We start from the raw sequence: 19,900 nt of genomic DNA on the forward strand, positions 1-19,900 counted from the left end.
ACTATGCGTTTATTTCTTCTTTAATCCAGTCGTATCCTTTTTCTTCTAGCTCTAAGGCTAACTCTTTGGTTCCAGATTTTACAATTTTGCCATCATACAGGACGTGTACAAAGTCAGGGATAATATAATCTAATAAACGTTGGTAATGTGTAATAACTACGATAGCATTTTGCTCGCTTTTTAGTTTGTTTACTCCATTGGCGACAATACGTAAAGCATCAATATCAAGTCCAGAATCTGTTTCATCTAGTATAGCCAATTTAGGCTCCATCATTGCCATTTGGAAAATTTCATTACGCTTTTTTTCTCCTCCAGAGAATCCTTCATTAAGAGAACGAGATAAAAACTTGCGATCTATTTCTAAGAGTTCAGATTTTTCACGAATTTTTTTAAGCATATCCTTAGCAGGCATTTCTTCTAATCCTTGTGCTTTTCGAGTCTCATTGATAGCGGTTTTCATAAAATTTGTTACCGTTACTCCTGGGATCTCTACAGGGTATTGAAAAGATAGAAAAATACCTTTATGTGCACGCTCTTCTGCAGCAAGTTCTTCGATATCTTCTTTTTCTAAGACGATATTACCTTTGGTTACTTCATATTCCTCTTTACCGGCAATGATACTCGCTAATGTACTTTTCCCTGCACCGTTAGGCCCCATAATGGCATGAATCTCTCCAGCTTTTACATTTAGGTTAAGACCTTTTAAAATTTCTTTTCCTTCGACACTTGCGTGTAAATCGTTTATTTCTAACATGTTGCGCAATGCTTTTACCTCTTTTGAGATATAATTTATGTATTTAACTTTTTTTGTCTGAGTTTGTATCAGAGTTTTCTTTTTCTAAAGATTTGATTTTAGTGGGTAACTCTGATGTTGGAGTACTTACTCCAATAATTTCTTTGATTTCTACTATTTCTTCCCACCCTTGTTCTGGATTGGGTTTTATAATTCCTTTTATGACTACAGGAACCATATCATACTCTTCTCGTTGTAAGGGTTTAATTTTTTTTGCCAGCTCATTTGTTAATTCATTAATAACAACACCATAAATAAAGTCGTCTCCTTTTATGACAGCAGCATCGTCTAAAAGAATAAATTCACCTCGAATTAAATCGAGTTTTTCATTTTTAGAATTACAAGAAAAAAGTACTGTACTTAGTGCGAATAGAATGAATAGTTTTTTCATTAATAGTAGATTTGATGGTTTTACAATTAACTTACCCAACAGAGCCTTCTAAAGAAATTTCTAGAAGTTTTTGTGCTTCTACAGCGAACTCCATAGGTAGTTTGTTTAAGACCTCTTTACTAAACCCATTAACGATTAAGGCTATTGCTTTTTCTGTATCAATTCCTCGTTGATTACAATAAAAGATTTGATCTTCACCTATTTTGCTTGTAGTAGCTTCATGCTCTATTTGAGCAGTTTTATTTTTAGCTTCTATATATGGAAACGTATGAGCTCCGCATTCATTGCCCATTAATAAAGAATCACATTGTGAAAAATTACGAGCATTGGCGGCTCTACTATTTATTTGTACTAATCCTCGATAACTATTTTGAGATTTTCCGGCAGAAATACCTTTAGAAATAATAGTACTTTTAGTGTTTTTACCTAAATGTATCATTTTTGTACCTGTATCTGCTTGTTGATAATTATTCGTAACTGCGATAGAATAAAATTCTCCAACAGAATTATCACCTTTAAGCACACAAGATGGATATTTCCAAGTGATTGCTGATCCTGTTTCTACTTGAGTCCATGAAATCTTAGAGTTAGTCTCACATAAACCTCTTTTGGTTACAAAATTATAGACTCCTCCTTTTCCTTCAGCATTACCAGGATACCAGTTTTGTACTGTAGAATATTTTATTTCGGCATCATCTAAAGCAATTAATTCTACAACAGCAGCGTGTAGTTGGTTTTCATCACGAGATGGTGCTGTACAACCCTCTAGATAACTTACGTAACTTCCTTGATCTGCTATAACCAAAGTACGTTCGAACTGACCTGTACCTGCTTGATTGATTCTAAAATAGGTTGATAATTCCATAGGGCAACGAACTCCTTTAGGAATATAACAAAAAGAACCATCACTAAATACTGCAGAATTTAAAGCTGCATAAAAATTATCTTTTTGTGGAACTACAGATCCAATATATTTTTTTACTAATTCAGGGTGTTCTTTAATTGCTTCAGAAATAGAACAAAATATAATTCCTTTTTCTGCAAGAGTTGACTTAAATGTTGTAGCTACTGATACAGAGTCCATTACAATGTCTACAGCAACACCTGCCAGTTTCTTTTGTTCTTCTAACGAGATCCCTAATTTTTCAAAAGTTTCAAGTAATTCAGGATCTACCTCATCAATACTATTGTATTTAGGCTTTTTATTTGGAGCAGAGTAGTACGATATATTTTGAAAATCAGGTTTTGTATAAGCAACATTAGCCCATTCGGGTTCTTCCATTTGTTCCCAGATACGATACGCTTCAAGCCTCCATTCTGTCATCCATTCTGGCTCTTCTTTTTTCTTAGAAATTGCACGAACTATATTTTCATTAAGACCTACAGGAAAAGTATCAGATTCTATATCGGTATAAAATCCATACTCATATTCTTTGGTTTCTAACTCTTTCTTTAAATCGTCTTCGGTATATGCCATTTTTTTTATCCTATATGTAATTCAGGATTTTTTTATCAATTAAAGGGAAAAACTTTCTCCACAACCGCAAGTTCTACTAGCATTGGGATTATTAAAGACAAAACCAGTACCGTTCAAACCGCCAGAATATTCTAAGGTGGTACCAATTAAATAGAGGAAACTTTTCTTATCTACAATAATTTTCACACCATTATCCTCAAATACTTTGTCTTCTTCTTGTTGCTCTTTATCAAACTTTAAATCATATGATAAACCAGAACAACCACCACTTTTTACTCCTACGCGAACATAATCAGTAGTCACACTATATCCATCATCACTCATCAATTCGATTACTTTCTTTTTTGCTATGTCTGATACTTTAATCATACTTTATATAAATAGATTAACTCTAAATGAAATGCAAATATACTACATAAGTAGATTTTATTTACATAACCTAACATTTATCTATCATATATTACAATAAGCGAAAACTATAATAGAAGATTATGATGTCTGAAATGAATGCCAATTCGTAATGATCAATTACCTTTGCAAAATGATTGAAGATAAAAATAAACTAAGAACACAGTTGTCTGAATTGGGAGAATTTGGACTTATTAATCACTTGACTAAGGGTTTTGAGAATACGCAAAAATCCACATCCTTTGGTATTGGGGATGATGCTGCGGTATTAGATTTTGAGAATAAAAAATGTGTATTGACTACAGACTTATTGATCGAAGGAGTACACTTTGATCTATCTTACGTTCCTTTAAAGCATTTAGGATATAAGGCTGTAATTGTAAATCTTTCGGATGTATACGCTATGAATGCAGTAGCTACTCAGGTTACAGTTTCTATTGCTGTATCAAATAGATTTCCCTTAGAAGCTTTGGAAGAATTATATGAAGGAATTAAAACAGCTGCAAAATTATATAATATTGATGTGGTAGGAGGGGATACGACCTCATCAACAAAAGGATTATTGATTAGTATTACTGCTATTGGGTATGCAAATGAAGAAGACTTAGTATACCGTAGTGGAGCTAAAGAAAATGACTTACTGGTTGTAACAGGTGATTTAGGAGCTGCATATTTAGGACTTCAGGTATTAGAGCGTGAGAAACAAGTGTATGAAGTTAATCCTAATTCACAACCAGATCTTGACCAATACGCTTACTTGATTGAGAGACAACTTAAGCCAGAAGCACGAAAAGACATCTCAGAACTTCTTAGGGGATTAGATGTCAAGCCAACAAGCATGATTGATATCAGTGATGGGTTATCATCAGAGATTATACATCTCTGTACTCAATCTAAAGTTGGAGTAAATTTATATGAAGAAAAAATTCCATTAGATCCTACAGTTATAGCTACTTGTGAAGAATTTAAATTGAACAGCACAACAGTTGCATTAAACGGTGGAGAAGATTATGAGTTGTTGTTTACAATTAAACAGGAAGATTATCCAAAAATTAAAGCAAATCCTAGCCTTACTGTTATTGGCCATATAGCAGATGAAAAAAGCGGTATAGGTCTAGTGACTAGAGCTAATGAAAGAATTGAAATAACAGCCCAAGGATGGAACCCAATCAAAAAATAATAAAACTTATAATGCTATCTTAAGAGAAGTATTCGGGTTACTGGCTTTTGCTTGTTTTTTAGCATGAACAAAAGCTAAAGCATTATTAATTTCTTTTAATTTTGGTGTCATGACTTCTAATCGACCTCTACTATTAGTTGTAGCCTGTTCACCACAATGTGCACAAGTGTATTCTTTAATATGATGGGTGACATTTTTAGAAAGAAGATAGTCATGCCCAAATAAAGAGCAATAAATTTTTGAAAAGGAAAATGCGAGGTTTGGGGTATTTTTTTTCATTGTTTTCTGGGGTTAAAAACTCATGTAAAATAGTTATAGATTATTAATATACACAAGTATAGGGATATTTTTCGTACAAACAATAGTATTTGTAAGAAAAAATGACTAATGAAGCTTTTTTAACTAAAAAACAAGAGTTTTTAGTTGTTTTGACTGATAAAAATGTCGTTAATCTGGTTTTTTAAAAATAACTCTTACTTTTTGTAAAAGAAAATAAACTATTCTGAAGTATAACCAAAAAATAGTATTACAATAAATTCATGATATTAGGATATAGAATTTAAAAACGTATATAGTTCGGTTATATATTCATCTTTATTTTCTAAATATGACATATGTCCTCCATCGAAACTAATAAGGTCAATTTCGTAATGTTTAGATTCTTTAGCACTTTGCTCATAAGATAGTACTGGGTCTTGTTTTCCTGCAAATATAATTTTGGAACCATTAAAACTCGAAAGAATAGTAGTACGATCTTTACGAGATTTCATGCCTTCTAAAGCAGCAATAATACCCTGTAGAGGTGTATTAGAAGCATGATTTTTAATTGCAGCTATTTGATCTAAAAATCGATTTCGGTTTTTTTGTGCAAACAGATTGGCAATTGCCATACTAGTATATGCATTGGGATTTTTTTTAACAATCTCAATTGCTCTATTACGGTTTTTTTTTCTTTCTGGACTGTCAGGTAATGCTGTAGAATTGAGTAATGCTATACCAGAAATATGATCAGGAAAAAGATCGAGATATGCTAAAGCTACATAGCCCCCCATTGAATGGCCAATAAAAATTGCTTTAGGAATATTTAAGTGATCTATAATTACTTTAATAGCCCTAGCCATATCTTCCATAGTATGTATATAACCTAAGCATTCTGTATTACCATGACCTAATAAATCAATAGTTATACAATGGTACGAAGTCGATAGCTGTTTGATTGTTTCTTCCCACATGGTAGCGTTTTCTAAAAACCCATGTAGTAGAATAATAGAGTTCCCTTTTCCAAAGGTGTTATAATTTATTTTAATCCCTTTGTATGTTATTATCATTTTGAAAGTTTATTTTTAGACAAATAAACGTAATTAAATGAGATTTAATAAAGAAACTTTCATAGCAGGATTTGCATTATTTTCTATGTTTTTTGGTGCAGGAAATCTTATGCTCCCTCCTCTTCTTGGTTTTAAAGCTGGTGATGCATGGTTTATGGTAATTATAGGATTTGTAATTTCTGCAGTGATTATACCCTTATTAGGGATTTTTGCGTATGCGAGATTACAGGGCACCATGTTAGATTTTGCAAAAAAGGTATCTCCGACGTTTAGTCTTGTTTATTGTATACTGGTATATCTAATATCTATAGCATTACCTTCTCCAAGAACAGCTTCGGTAACACATGAAATGGCAGTTCAACCTTTTTTTGGTACAAGCCCTTTGTTAACTAGTACGTTATATTTTGTGTTAGTATTGATTTTTGTACTTAATAGATCTAAGATTCTTAATTTATTAGGTAAATTTCTATCTCCAATTATATTTATTGTTATTCTTAGTATTATTTGTATAGGTGTTTTTTTTATAGAAACCCCTGTTATGAATCCATCTGAATTGCAAGCACCAGTAATTAGTGGGTTGCTAGAAGGATATCAAACTTTTGATGCTATAGGAGCTGTTGTAGTAGGTGGAGTGATTATCGTTTCATTACATATAAAAGGAATAAATAACTTTGAACAAAATCGCAGATTGATTATAAAATCAGGTATTATAGCAGGAATAGGTCTTTTGATTATTTATTCAGGAATGATTTATACTGGAGCACTGTTTAATACTCAGTTTAGTGCAGAGGTAACCAGAACTGATTTATTATCGGGATTGAGTATGAAAACCCTTGGTAATATTGGTAAAATTTTCCTGAGTGCTTTGGTTGGAATAGCTTGTTTTACTACTGCAGTAGGTATTATAACAGGTACCGCAGATTTTATAAAAGGGTTATGTAATGATTCTCATAAATCATATCTTATTACTGCAATTATATCATGTGTTCTTGGAGTATTAATAGGGCAATTTGATGTACATTATATCATCAATATAGCGATACCAGCATTGATGTTTATTTATCCTATTACTATTATTCTAATAGTATTAAATGTTTTACCCGACAGATTTACTACTGTATCAGTATTTAGAACCGTCGTTATTACGACAATTATATTTAGTATTCCTGATTTTTTAGGAGCTATAGGAATGCAAAATATTGCTCGTCCGGTTTTAGAAGTTCTTCCTCTAGGAGTGTATAGTCTAGCATGGTTGGTACCCACGTTAATTGTGCTCTTAGGGATAAATATCTTTTCATATATAAAGAGATGAAATAATAATCAAACATTGTGAAATTAGATACTTTTTTGAGTAAAATCTAAGATCATATTGTAATCGTTTTTACTATTTTGGCACTGAACAATAATGATTATTTATATCCCAAATAACGAAAAAACCTATGCGAAAAACAATTACTCTAGTGCTTATTGGAATACTTTTAACTTCTTGCAATAATGATGATTATGTTCCTATAAAATCAGATTTAGATGAGAATTTAAGAAAATTGGTGACAACTATTTCAGAACAAAATGGACTTTCTTATTTTATCTTACCCCAAAGTGATGATTATCTTAAAATTCCTCAAGACCCTAAAAACCCGATTACAAGACAAAAAGTAACATTAGGAAAATTACTATTACATGAAACAGCATCTGGAGGAAATCCAAAAATAGATAAGATGAAAGGCACCTATTCTTGTGCCTCTTGTCATCAGGTAGCTGCAGGATTTAGTTCAGGACTAAGGCAAGGTGTTGGAGAATGTGGTATTGGTTTTGGAATGAATGGTGATGGAAGATTCATAAATAAGAATGTTCCTATCGACTCTGTAGATATACAACCAGTTCGTTCACCAACACTTCTTAATGTAGCATATCAAGATGTTATGCTTTGGAATGGGCAGTTTGGAGGGACAGGAACTAATGAGGGTACAGAATCTAATTGGGGCAAAATAGAGGAGAATTTTTTAAGACTTCAGGGGGTTGAAATTCAGGCAATAAAAGGTCAGGGTGCCCATAGATTAAAAATTAATAGTGATTTTGTAAATACCTTTGGATATAAAGAACTATTTGATTTAGCTTTTAGCGATATTCCAGAAAAAGAACGATATACCACTAAAAATGCCGGACTTGCTATAGCTGCTTATGAAAGAACATTACTTGCTAATAAATCTCCATGGCAAGAATGGTTAAGAGGAGATTATGATGCTATGAATACTACTGAAAAAAGAGGAGCAATTATTTTTTTTGGAAAAGCAAAATGCTATGAATGTCATACAGGACCAGCATTAAATGATAGAAGTTTTCATGCTTTTGGAATGGGAGACTTTGATAATTCAGCAAAAGCAGTAGTATTAAAAAATGTAGATTTTGATAATGTAAAGAAAGGAAGAGGAGGGTTTACTAAAAACGCTGAAGATAATTATAAGTTTAAAACACCAACTTTATACAATTTGATAGATAACAATTTTTACGGTCATGGTGGAACATTTACATCAGTAAGAGATGTCATAGTCTATAAAAACAAAGGAATTCCTCAATCTAAAGAGGTAACAGTTGAAAATCTAGCGATTCAGTTTGGAAATATCAATTTAACAAATCAAGAAATAGATGATCTAACGGTTTTTATAGAACGGAGTTTACGAGATCCAGACCTTACTAGATACGTGCCCAAAGCAATACAATCTGGATTATGCTTTCCTACAAATGACATACAATCTCAAAAAGATTTAGGATGTAAATAATCATTTGTTTTGAATCTATATCAGTTTTGTTTTGAATTAACCAGAATGATTTATTTTTTTTCTGGTTAATTCAAAAAAGAGTTGATATTAATTTAATGTTGCAATCCACCAAGTATTTCCAAAAGGATCTTTAAAACCAGCTCCTCTAAGATCATGGTCTTCTTCCATAGGTTCCATTAAGGATATGGCTCCAGCATTTATAGCTTCATAATAAGTTTGATCTGTATCTTTTACATATACATACATAGATCCAGGATGTGCGGGATGATGCTGTGATGCTTCTGTAAGAAATAGGGTAGTATCTCCTATTTTGATTTCAGAATGTTGGATCCTATTATTTATGTCTAATCGCCGTATCATCTCCTGTGCTTGAAAAATTTTTCGAATAAAATCGATAAAATCTTCTGCTTTTTCAACAACTATATATGGCATAGCCTGCTGATGACCAGCTGTAATTTTCATTCGTTGCATGATGTGAAAAAAGAGTTTTGTCTGTAACGAAAGAACTATAGGAAATATTCTATAAATTATTGAAAATATAGATAAAGAACATATAATTAACAGGTATCATGGGTTTTAAACTCATAAGAATACTCGTGTATCGCGTCGTTTCAATAGCAGTCTAACGCCATTAGGTGAGCAATTTCCAGTTAACAATGTAAATTCACGTTCTTCTTTAATCTGTTCCTTAGCTGATATCCAAATGGTTTTAATTTTTTATTTTGAAATTGATGTTTAGTCATGCCAGAACATCTTCTTTTAATTTTTTTTGAACTTATGTTTTTATTTTATAAAAACTAAGGTCTAATAATAACTGTATTTCCATTAGATCTTAATGTTTCTGCATTTGTAAGCGCTTGCATAGATGCAGCTCCTCCTACCGATATTCTTTTACCAGTGATTGCAGGAGAAATATTTACGAGTCTTGTAAATAGCGTGTTGATATCTTCTGTAGGTATTTCGGGTAGTTGTAGATTTGTAAAATCCAGAACCGAAGAAATTTTCATTGATGTTAATGTAGCTGTAGAATTAATACGTAAATCAGAAAAAGTAGTGAGACTATTGAAGTTTACGGTTTCTAAAGCATCGGATTCAATAGTAATACTATTTGCAACAAAAGTTTCTAGGCTTGAAAAATCAATATTTTTTAGTATTTCATTCCTTGTAATTCTAATGAAAGATCTACTGGTTTCAGAACCAATTGAAGTTACCGTGGGAAAAAATAATGCTTCTAAGTTAATATTGTTAGAAATTGTTAGCTCTCCATTTAATTTGATCAAAGCGGGACAAGAAACAGTTTGTAGATTTGTATTGTTAGAAATATGTAAACTCTCAGAATTAACTAAATTAGGTAGTGTTATTGTTGTTAATTTGGGATTAATGTTCAGGTTTATAATAGCTGAGGTAGTTGTGAGTTGTGATAAATCGACAGTTTCTAATACTGGATTTTGAGATATGGATACCTTACCAGTATTTGTTATACTTGAGAGGTCAATAGTCTGCAGTTTTTCATTTTTGTTAACAAAAAGCTCGTTTGTAGTTAGTAAAGCGCTTGCATCAAGAGATGATAAACTCTCATGATTTAATATTTTAAATTCGTCTCCGACTTTGGTAAGCATTGGTAAATTAATACTTTGTAACAAAGGGTTTTTATCAAACACAAAATTTTGTACTCTGTCTAGCTTGCTCATGTTAATTGAGGTCAATGCTTTGTTTTTTTTATAATAAATATCTCCTGCACTAATCAAATTTTCTAAATTGACTGTTGTCAAAGAAGGATTGGATTGGATAACAATTTTACCTGAAACAGATTCTAGACTCGGAAAAACAAGGCGCTGAAGTTTTTCGTTATTGGTTAGTGTTAACTTGGTCATAGTTGCTATTTCGGGCAACTCTAATGTTGTTAGATTAGTGGTATTTGTAACCAAAATAGCAACTGTGGTCTTTCCGAAATTTTCTGAGATTATTTTTGCAGCATCTTCGTCTGTAATATCTCCTGCAAATACCAAAAACTCTAATCCTGCATTAATCCCATTGGCGCCATCTACTCCATTTTTTCCATCTTCTGCCTCGCATGAAATAGTAGTTATTGCTACCGTTAGCAAAAAAAGTATAAGATATATATATTTCATAATTAAATGATTTAGGTTTTTTTTAAATTAAACTGCTGTAAAAACTATTCAGTAATATTTACAGTATTACTATTAGATCTTAATGTATCTGCATTGGTTTGTGCTTGTGCAGATGCTACTCCTTGTATTGAAATTGTTTTATTAGTAATCACAGGAGTAATATTTACCAATCGGGTTAATATACCATCTATTGCCGCTGTAGAAAGTTTACCTGAACTATTGAGATCTAATCTTTCGAAATCTTGAATAGAAGAAAGAATAACTGAGCTAAGTAAAACTGTAGAGTCTATATTTAAAGTAGAAAAAGTAGCAAGTTTCGAGAAGTCTACGGTTTCTAAAAGGTCTTCACTAATATCTATTGTAGTTGAATTAACGCTTTCTAAATTTGGGAATTCAATATTTCTAATCATATCATTATCCCTAATTCTAAAACGAAAGCGATTCTCAGTTCCAATAGAAGTTAACATAGGAAATGATAATGTCTCTAGTATGTCGTTACCAGTAATTGTAAGATTAGATTCCAGATTTCTTAAATCGGGAAATGCAATATTCGTTACTAGATCGTTTTCAGAAAAATTAATGTTGTTTATAGTTGTTATATTAGGAAAAGATATCGTAGTTATTTTTGGGTTTGAACCAAAAGAAACAGAACCCAGAGACACTAATTTATCTAGATGTACTGTAACTAGATTTTCATTGTTTCTAATAGTAAGTATGTTTATAGAAGTAAGAGCATTAAGATGTATTGCTGTTAGAGTTGTATTTCGTTCAATAGATAGGCTACCGTTAATGTCTTCGTCTTCGGGAACCTCAATAGTATTAAGTACAGGTAGATTTATGGTTTCTATAGTTATATTATCTGAAATCAAGGCCTTCCTTAGAACGATTAGTTTTGGTAAATCGATAGTAGGTAGTTTTTCATTACGATTAATTTGCATAAAATTAGCAGATACCAAAGAGGATAGATCTAAAGTTGTTAAGTTATCTAGATTTGATATAGACAAACTATTTTTAGAATCAATTAGTGAGGGGAAGCTTAAATTTTCTAATAAAGGGCTTCCGTTAATGGCAAAGCTTCCTATAGTAGTAAGCTTAGAAAAATTAATAGAGGTTAGTGCTACGTTTGTTTGAATCTTTGCTTCTCCAAAAATAGATTCGAGATTAGCTATAGCGAGTGTCTGTAATTTTTCATTTCCGATTACCTCTAGTTCAACCAAGGTTGAGATTTCGGAGATTTCTATTGTTGTTAAATTTGTAGTGTTTTTGATGATAATGGTATGTGTGTTTTTCCCAGTATTTTCTGCTATGATTTTTGCGGCATCTTCATCAGTAATATCTCCAGAAAATACAAGAAGTCCTAATCCATTTTCTCCACCAGTACCATTAATACCGTTGGCTCCGTCAATACCATCTGCTCCGTCAGAACTACAAGATATAGTTAGTATTGTTAGGGTTATTAAAAGAAATATATGTTTCATAATTAAAAGAATTTGGTGCTATTTTTTAAAATTGATGTTAATAGTTTTTGAATATATTCCGGATTAAAAACTATTCTATAATGTTAACAGTATTACCATTAGTTCTTAAAGTTTCTGCATCTATTAGCGCTTGTGCAGATGCTATACCATTAATTGAAATTACTGTTTCTGTAATAGCAGGAGTGATATTTACCAGTGTGGTGATAACCTGATCTATAGCTTCTGTAGAGAGTTTACCAGGGCTATTTAGTTGTAATCTACTGAAAACCTCGGCTAAAGGAAAATCAACTGTAGTTAATAACACTGTAGAATCAATATTAAGAGTAGGAAAAGCACTAAGCTTACTAAATTCGATAACTTCTAAGAGATCTTCTCTTATGTCTATATTGTTAGTTACACTTTCTAAGTTTGAAAATGTAATACTTTTGATCATGTCATTATCATTAATCTTTATTCTAAACGCATTGGCTAAATTGGCTAGATTAATAGTTGTTAATTTTTTATTCTCTCGAATAGTTAAAGAACTCACATTTTCTAAAGTATTGATATCTATACTTGTTAAGTTATCAAGATTAGCAATAAATAAAGTTCGTGCTTGAGTCAATGATGGTATGCTAAGATTTTTTAGTAGAGGATTTCGAGAAAAGTAAAGATTTTTTGCATTGCTTAATAGTTTGGGTAGGCTTATAAGTGGTAATACATTATTGTCACTAACCCTAAGATTATCTATAACAGTTAAGTTATCGAGATTAATATTTGTTAATGCATTGTTGTTTCTAATGATTCCGTTATCCAAAATGGATTTTAAATTAGACAAATTAATAGTTTCTAGTTTTTCATTATCTATAACTTCTAGTTTTGTTACAACCGAAATTTTTGATAAGTCTAATGTGGTTACATTGGTAGTATTGGAGACTATTATAGTGTGGGTATCTTTTCCAACACCTTGTTCTATAATTTTTACTGCATCTTCATTCGTAATATCTCCTGTAAGAATTAGAGTTCCTAACCCATTAGTAGTACCATCTATACCATCTACACCATCAATTCCATTTTTTCCATCTTCGGGACTACAAGAAAAAGATAATGACATTAGGATTATCAAAAAAACTTTGAGGAATACATATTTCATAATTAAAAGATCTAGGTTTTACTTTTTAGTAGATTTGTAAAATATTTTGATCAAATGTAGACTACATTAACAAGAAAAAAGTACCAGATTATAATTTGGAACATGTAGTTTTACAAGCTGTCTTTAAAGCATAGGTTCATCAAATCAAGATGTTACCAAAAACGGATATATGGTAGAAATGTAAAAGCCAAAATAAAATAAACAGTAAGTACAGAAAGTAATGTGGCAACTATAAATCGAATGATGCTAGAAGCTTTGGGTAAAAATAATATAGAACTAATACTTATTGATCCTATTAAGCAAATTAAAAATACTCCTGCAAAAAAGACAAGTTCTATAAAGCCTCCTAAACCATCACCTCCACTATTAGAGCTTCCTCCATTCTTGAAATAATTAAAGGTGAGTATTGATAATCCTAGAAAAAGAAGTGTAAAAGTCAAAAAAACACCTAATACAATTTTTAATGTTTTCATTTTTAATTATACTTTTATTAAGTTGGAAAAGTATAAAGAATGGTAAAGAAAAGAGTACCATATTATAAAATGGAGCATCTAAATGTTTTCTGTTTTTGAAATTAGTATGTTAGTTTTTTTTGATATTCGGTAGGTGTAAGACCTACTAGGTTTTTGAAAACCCTGTTAAACGACGTTTTACTGGGAAAACCAGCTTCATAGCCAATAGCCAGAATTTTGTAGTGTTGGTATTTAGGTTCTTTCATTAACTGTTTTGCTGTATCAACTCTATATAAATTAATGAAATTATTGAAGTTTTTTTGAAAACACACATTCAGTACTTCAGAAAAAAGATGTACACTCATATCTAATTTATTTGCGATATCAGATTGTTTGATCTCATGGTCTAAATAAGGCTTTTTCTCTTCCATGTAATTTAGAATAAGCTTCATATGTTTTTGTTGATCTTCACGACTAAGCGAAGATTTTTTTGGCTGTTGAGTTCTGGTGTTTCCTTTTACACTTTCTTGTTTTTGAATCTTTTGAGCAAACGTATTTAATTTATCCTTTAAGGCTTCGTTTTCGTTTTTAAGTAAAGCCTTATCATCTTGTAGCTGTAAAGACTCTTCTGCAAGTTTTCTACGTTTGTTCCAATAAATTATTGAGGACACGATTAATACGATCATTAGAAATACTCCGACAAATACATATACTTGTTTTTCTTTACTTAGAAATACAATAGATCTCTGTTGTTCAGATATAATATCAGACTTGTTTTCAGACTCTTTTTCCACTTTTAGCCGCTGAGCTTTAGAGAGGGTTTTTAAGTATTTTTCTCGAGTATTGGTATACGCTTTTTGCTCTTGTAAAGATTTTTTTATACTATCTAGAGCCTCATAGGTTTTTGCTAAATATTGATGGGCTTCCATTTTAATATTTAGAAAATTACCTTCGCCAGCAATATTTCTCGCCTTTTTTAAATTAGGAAGCGCTTTAATAGGTTGGTTCGATAAATAACGAGAAATTCCAATAATAACATTTGCCGAGGCGATTAGTTCAACCGATTCATTTTCATCAATTTTATCTAACGCTTTTTTGCTATTCTCTATAGCTTGGTCATATTGCTTTAAATAACGCTGACATTCGGCAATATTGATCAAGGCTCCAATGATTTTATCATTCCGGTTCATTTTTTCAGCCAGATCTTTTACTTTATACATGTATTTCAGAGCTTGCGAATAATTACCTTGATTGAGATTTGCGGTGCCGAGGGAATTATATGCCGAAATAATAAATCTATCAGGATTTTCCTGATAGGAGGCCAACGTAATGACCTTTTTCATAGATGATTTTACCTTTTCATAATCTTGAATATGATTATATAAATTTCCCATATTAACTTGTACAAGAATTCTTGAAAAAGAGTTTTCTGGGAGAGATTCACTTAATTTTTCTGCCTCAAGGTATTTGACTATAGACTCGTCATATTGATCTATTTGTTGATGATAAATAGCCATATATACTAATGCTGAAATTCGTTCTTCCTTCAGATCATTAGCGATTGCAATGTGCAAAATTATTTGGCTATAATTTTTAAATGCTTTAAAGTCACCAGTACGGTGGGAGGCACTCAGCAGTTTCTTATATTTAGTAATACTATCTTGTGGTGAAGAAATTACTTGATTAAATTGAGAAAGATCTATTTCTTTTTGATCCTGAGCAGAAACAGAATAAACAGTTAGATAGAAACAAAATATTAAAGAAAAAATCTTTAGCATCTTTTATTTGAAGTTATTTTTAAATGGGCATCTATGCTAATAGATGCCCTTATTTTAATTGTAAATCAATGAGTTATGAGTATTACTTATTCATTAATTCTTCAATTTCTTCAGCTTCAATAGGGATATTACCCATTAAATTAAAAGGCACCCCTTTTTCTTGTATCACGACATCATCCTCTAATCGAATTCCGAACCCTTCATCAGGGAGGTAAATCCCAGGTTCTACAGTAAATACCATATTTGCTTTCATTGGTTCTGTAAGAATACCATAGTCATGAGTATCTAAACCAATATGATGAGAAGTACCATGCATAAAGTATTTTTTGTATGCAGGCCATTCTGGATCTTCGTTTTGTACATCAGCTTTGTCCAAAAGTCTTAATCCTAGTAGTTCTGAAGTCATAAGTTTACCAACCTCTACGTGATAATCAGCCCAAATAGCTCCTGGAACTAATAATTTAGTAGCTTCATTTTTAACTCTAAGAACGGCATCATACACAGCTCTTTGGCGAGTAGTAAATTTTCCTGATACAGGTATGGTACGTGATAAATCACTAGCATAATTAGCATATTCTGCAGCGATATCCATAAGAATTAAATCTCCTGCTTTACATTGTTGATTGTTTTCAATATAATGAAGTACATTAGCATTATTTCCACTTGCAATTATAGGGGTATATGCAAAACCTTTGGATCTGTGATTGATAAACTCATGCAACAATTCTGCTTCAATATTATATTCCCAAACATTAGGTTTTACAAAGCTGAGAAGTCTTCGAAATCCTTTTTCGGTAATATTACAAGCAGTTTGCATTAGATCAATTTCTATAGCATCCTTTACAGCACGTAGTCGTTGTAAGATAGGATTACTTTTTGCTACAGTGTGAGCAGGATATTTTTCTTTCCACCATTTTGTAAAGCGATCCTCACGAGTTTCTGTTACAACACTTGATCTGTAGTGTTCATTAGTATTTACATATACTGTTTCACACTGTGTCATTACTTCATAAAAAACCTTTTCTAAATCTTTAAGCCAATATACTGTTTTAACTCCTGAAACATCAAAAGCACGTTCTTTGGTAAGTTTTTCACCTTCCCAAATTGCAATATGTTCATTAGTTTCTTTTAAAAACAAAATTTCACGATGTTTTTCTGAAGGAGCATCAGGAAAAAGTAATAACATACTTTCTTCTTGATCAACACCACTTAGATAAAAAATATCTCTATGCTGCTGAAAAGGCATTATACTATCAGCACTTATTGGATATATATCATTACTATTAAATACAGCAATGCTATTAGGTTTCATCTGCGCAGCAAAGTTTTTACGATTCTTGATAAAGAGATTTCTATCTATTTGGTGATACTTCATTATGTATATGATATTTAATTATAAACCTCACAGATCTTATTGATCAATTGAGGATTAAGAATACTAATTTTTTATCAAAAATACTAAAGCCAAAAGGATGTAATGTTAAACAATATGTAAAAATTTTGAGGTTATTTTAACAATATCTATTTTCAGTAGCTTAATTATATCTATAATATGAAAATATTCGCATCGTTAATATTCTTTTTTTCTTCTCTTATTCTTTTTTCTCAACAACCCGCTACTACCGCAGATGTGATACAAAAAGGATTGGTTCACAAAAAACAAATGGAAACATCCTCATTGGTAAAAAATATACCTTTTAAAAATATAGGACCGACAGTTATGAGTGGTCGTGTAGTGGATGTAGATGTAAACCCTAATAATACAACAGAATTTTATGTCGGTTATGCTTCTGGAGGCGTATGGTATACCATAAATAATGGAACTACTTTTAAACCAGTTTTAGATTTAGCAGAAACGATTAATGTTGGAGATATTGCTGTAGATTGGAAAAATAATATCATTTGGGTTGGTACAGGAGAGAATAATTCATCAAGATCATCCTATGCAGGAACAGGGATCTTAAAATCTATTGATAATGGTAAAACATGGAAGAATGTAGGATTACAAGATTCTCATCATATTGGTAGAATTATACTCAATCCGAATAATTCAGATGAGGTAGTTGTAGGAGTAACAGGACACTTGTATTCTTCTAATAAAGAACGAGGAATTTATAAAACTATTGATGGAGGAATTACTTGGAAAAAAACCTTATTTATAAACGATAAAACAGGGGTTATTGATGTGTCGGTTGCCTCAGATAACTTTAGTATAATGTATGCTGCTGCTTGGGATAGAGATCGAAAAGCATGGGATTTTAGTGGTAGTGGTTCTGGATCAGGAATTTATAAAAGTATAGATGCAGGTGATACGTGGAGCAAAGTTTCTTTAGAAGGGAGTGGCTTTCCTACAGGAGAAGGAGTAGGACGAATAGGGCTAGCTGTTTTTGATGAAAATACGCTATATGCTGTACATGATAATCAGTTTAGAAGAAAGAAAAGTGATTCTCAAAAAAATAATATAGGATTGACCAAAGATGACTTTAGAACAATGTCTGACGAAAACTTTTTGAAACTAGAAAACAAAAGGTTGAATGCGTTTTTAAAGACCAATGGATTCCAGGAAAAATATCGAGCAGATAACCTAAAACAATTAATTAGAAGTGGAACCGTGCAACCAATTGATATTACTAAGTATCTAGAGGATGCTAATTCCATGCTATTTGATACCCCTGTTATAGGAGCAGAAGTATATCGTAGTGATGATGCCGGAAAATCCTGGAAGAAAACACATACAGGATATATAGATGATTTGTTTTATAGTTATGGTTATTATTTTGCTCAGATACAAGTAAATCCCGCTAATAGAGATCATGTATACATATCAGGAGTTCCAATATTGAAATCTAAAGACGGAGGAAAAACGTTTATAAGCATCAGTGATAAAAATGTTCATGCAGATCATCATGCATTATGGATTAACCCTCAGAATCCAAAGCATTTGGTTAATGGTAATGACGGAGGGTTAAACATATCATACGATGATGGTAATCACTGGATTAAAGCGAACCAACCTAGTGTAGGGCAGTTTTATGCTATTAATATAGATTATGAAGAACCTTATAATGTATATGGAGGACTACAAGATAATGGAGTTTGGGTAGGCCCGCATAATGCTAAAGAAGATGTATCATGGCATCAAAATGGTCATTATTCTTGGGAGAGTATTATGGGAGGTGATGGTATGCAAATTGAGATTGATAATAGGAATGCTGATATTGTATACACAGGATTTCAATTCGGAAATTATTTTAGATTGAATCGTGCAACTAAAGAACAAATATATATTCAGCCAAAACATGAGTTGGGCGAATCTCCATATCGATTTAATTGGCAAACACCGATTTTGTTATCATCCCATAATCAAGATATTTTATATATGGGAGGTAACAAGCTAATGCGATCTATGAATAAAGGAGAAGAGTGGGCTGCCATATCAAATGATTTAACCAAGGGAGGAAAAAAAGGAAATGTAGTTTATGGTACATTGACTACTATTGCAGAATCTCCATTTCAGTTTGGATTAATATATACCGGTAGTGATGATGGATTGGTATATATAACCAAAAATTCTGGAGATAGTTGGACTAAAATTTCTAATACTTTCCCTAAAGACCTTTGGGTGTCAAGAGTGTTTGCTTCTTCTCATAAAAAAGAAAGAGTATATGTTACTCTAAATGGCTATCGATGGGATGATTTTAAACCTTATGTGTATGTAAGTGAAGATTATGGGCAGAATTGGAAAAATATAGGAAGTAACCTACCAATATCTGCTATAAATGTTATTAAAGAAGATCCTGAAAATGAAAATATACTTTATCTAGGAGCAGATAATGGGGCGTATGTCTCATTAGATAAAGGAACAACTTGGCAAGTATTTTCTAATGGATTGCCTAATGTAGCAGTACATGATATTGTTATACAGCCAGATAAAAAAGACCTATTATTAGGTACTCATGGCAGAGGTATTTATAAAACTAATATAGAAGCTTTGCAGTTGCTAGATAATAAGATAATGAGTAAAGCGCTACACGTTTTTAAAATGCCTGAGATAGAATGGTCAGAACAATGGGGATCATCATGGAGTAAATGGTTTGACTCTAGTGAACCAACTACCATGATTAAGTTTTATACAGATAGTTCGGAAGATTTTTTAATTAAAATTACTACCCAAGAAGGAAAAGTAATACAAGAATTTTCTACTAAAAGCGCTAAAGGGTTTAATTATGTAGCGTACGATCTATCTATTACAGAAAAAGGTAAAAATATTTTAGAAAAAGAGTTTCCTGATGAAAAAATTACTCAAAGAAAAAATGAGAAATATTATCTTCCTGTAGGTGCATACTACGCTGTAGTTAGTAATGGTAAGAAAAATGTTCAGGTTAGTTTTGAAGTAAATTAAGACAACTTCAGAGTAAATTTATCGAAATGATTATGAAAATAATATTTTAATGTAGAGAAGTTTTAGAAGAATTAAACGTTTCAACCATGGATTAAAGTATTATAGTATATAAGATTATAGAAATTAAATCTATCTATGCCAAAATACAAAACAGAAAGCAAGGTTTTTT

Annotated in this window: 17 protein-coding genes; 4 read left to right on the forward strand and 13 right to left on the reverse strand. The window is 31.6% G+C overall.

Going from position 1 to position 19,900, the window contains the following annotated elements:
• Position 1 precedes the first annotated feature (1 nt).
• From sufC to N456_RS23975, 4 genes are read right to left on the reverse strand one after another with little or no spacing between them, the layout of a single operon-like run.
• Entirely contained in the window at positions 2 to 754 is a 753-nt protein-coding gene (sufC, locus tag N456_RS02595; protein ID WP_062053600.1) for a Fe-S cluster assembly ATPase SufC, read from the reverse strand.
• Between the two features lie 43 nt (positions 755 to 797).
• On the reverse strand, positions 798 to 1,184 hold the full coding sequence (locus tag N456_RS02600) for a hypothetical protein (RefSeq protein WP_062053602.1): 387 nt from the start codon (positions 1,182 to 1,184) through the stop codon (positions 798 to 800).
• Positions 1,185 to 1,215: 31 nt separating this feature from the next.
• Positions 1,216 to 2,661 (reverse strand): Fe-S cluster assembly protein SufB, encoded by a 1,446-nt coding sequence (gene sufB / locus N456_RS02605; RefSeq protein ID WP_062053604.1) that lies wholly within the window; start codon positions 2,659 to 2,661, stop codon positions 1,216 to 1,218.
• 39 nt (positions 2,662 to 2,700) lie between these two features.
• Positions 2,701 to 3,030 (reverse strand): HesB/IscA family protein, encoded by a 330-nt coding sequence (locus N456_RS23975; protein WP_062053606.1) that lies wholly within the window; start codon positions 3,028 to 3,030, stop codon positions 2,701 to 2,703.
• A gap of 172 nt (positions 3,031 to 3,202) precedes the next feature.
• On the opposite strand from N456_RS23975, the gene thiL reads away from it, so the two are divergent.
• On the forward strand, positions 3,203 to 4,249 hold the full coding sequence (gene thiL, locus N456_RS02615; protein ID WP_062053608.1) for a thiamine-phosphate kinase: 1,047 nt from the start codon (positions 3,203 to 3,205) through the stop codon (positions 4,247 to 4,249).
• Between the two features lie 6 nt (positions 4,250 to 4,255).
• Here thiL and N456_RS02620 read toward each other — a convergent pair whose 3' ends face one another.
• Together N456_RS02620 and N456_RS02625 are read right to left on the reverse strand one after the other, a co-directional pair.
• Positions 4,256 to 4,528 carry a hypothetical protein gene (locus N456_RS02620; RefSeq protein WP_062053610.1) on the reverse strand — a complete coding sequence of 91 codons (273 nt, stop codon included), beginning with the start codon at positions 4,526 to 4,528 and terminating at the stop codon, positions 4,256 to 4,258.
• Between the two features lie 266 nt (positions 4,529 to 4,794).
• Complete coding sequence (locus N456_RS02625) at positions 4,795 to 5,577, reverse strand: alpha/beta fold hydrolase (protein WP_062053612.1); 783 nt, start codon at positions 5,575 to 5,577, stop codon at positions 4,795 to 4,797.
• A gap of 37 nt (positions 5,578 to 5,614) precedes the next feature.
• On the opposite strand from N456_RS02625, the gene brnQ reads away from it, so the two are divergent.
• The gene (brnQ, locus tag N456_RS02630; RefSeq protein ID WP_062053614.1) at positions 5,615 to 6,889 is read left to right on the forward strand and encodes a branched-chain amino acid transport system II carrier protein; all 1,275 of its coding nucleotides are present in this window, start codon (positions 5,615 to 5,617) and stop codon (positions 6,887 to 6,889) included.
• 127 nt (positions 6,890 to 7,016) lie between these two features.
• On the forward strand, positions 7,017 to 8,357 hold the full coding sequence (locus N456_RS02635) for a cytochrome-c peroxidase (protein WP_062053616.1): 1,341 nt from the start codon (positions 7,017 to 7,019) through the stop codon (positions 8,355 to 8,357).
• Between the two features lie 87 nt (positions 8,358 to 8,444).
• Here the strand turns inward: N456_RS02635 and N456_RS02640 are convergent, their stop codons facing one another.
• The 7 genes from N456_RS02640 to N456_RS02670 form a co-directional block, all read right to left on the reverse strand.
• Positions 8,445 to 8,828, reverse strand: a complete 384-nt coding sequence (locus N456_RS02640; RefSeq protein WP_062053618.1) for a VOC family protein — start codon at positions 8,826 to 8,828, stop codon at positions 8,445 to 8,447.
• Between the two features lie 326 nt (positions 8,829 to 9,154).
• Positions 9,155 to 10,489 carry a hypothetical protein gene (locus N456_RS02645; RefSeq protein WP_062053620.1) on the reverse strand — a complete coding sequence of 445 codons (1,335 nt, stop codon included), beginning with the start codon at positions 10,487 to 10,489 and terminating at the stop codon, positions 9,155 to 9,157.
• Positions 10,490 to 10,533: 44 nt separating this feature from the next.
• Positions 10,534 to 11,967 carry a hypothetical protein gene (locus tag N456_RS02650; protein WP_062053622.1) on the reverse strand — a complete coding sequence of 478 codons (1,434 nt, stop codon included), beginning with the start codon at positions 11,965 to 11,967 and terminating at the stop codon, positions 10,534 to 10,536.
• A 70-nt stretch (positions 11,968 to 12,037) separates the two neighbouring features.
• On the reverse strand, positions 12,038 to 13,099 hold the full coding sequence (locus tag N456_RS02655) for a hypothetical protein (protein ID WP_205410246.1): 1,062 nt from the start codon (positions 13,097 to 13,099) through the stop codon (positions 12,038 to 12,040).
• 152 nt (positions 13,100 to 13,251) lie between these two features.
• A complete protein-coding gene (locus N456_RS02660; protein ID WP_062053626.1) occupies positions 13,252 to 13,572 on the reverse strand; it encodes a hypothetical protein in 321 nt (106 codons plus the stop codon).
• A gap of 101 nt (positions 13,573 to 13,673) precedes the next feature.
• Complete coding sequence (locus N456_RS02665) at positions 13,674 to 15,329, reverse strand: AraC family transcriptional regulator (protein WP_062053628.1); 1,656 nt, start codon at positions 15,327 to 15,329, stop codon at positions 13,674 to 13,676.
• An 82-nt stretch (positions 15,330 to 15,411) separates the two neighbouring features.
• Positions 15,412 to 16,704 (reverse strand): aminopeptidase P family protein, encoded by a 1,293-nt coding sequence (locus N456_RS02670; protein WP_062053630.1) that lies wholly within the window; start codon positions 16,702 to 16,704, stop codon positions 15,412 to 15,414.
• A gap of 177 nt (positions 16,705 to 16,881) precedes the next feature.
• Between N456_RS02670 and N456_RS02675 the strand changes: the two genes are divergently transcribed.
• Positions 16,882 to 19,731, forward strand: a complete 2,850-nt coding sequence (locus tag N456_RS02675; protein ID WP_062053632.1) for a VPS10 domain-containing protein — start codon at positions 16,882 to 16,884, stop codon at positions 19,729 to 19,731.
• Positions 19,732 to 19,900 lie beyond the last annotated feature (169 nt).

Origin of the sequence: Aquimarina longa SW024, from assembly GCF_001401755.1 — a bacterium.
In the GTDB taxonomy this organism is placed as follows: domain Bacteria; phylum Bacteroidota; class Bacteroidia; order Flavobacteriales; family Flavobacteriaceae; genus Aquimarina; species Aquimarina longa.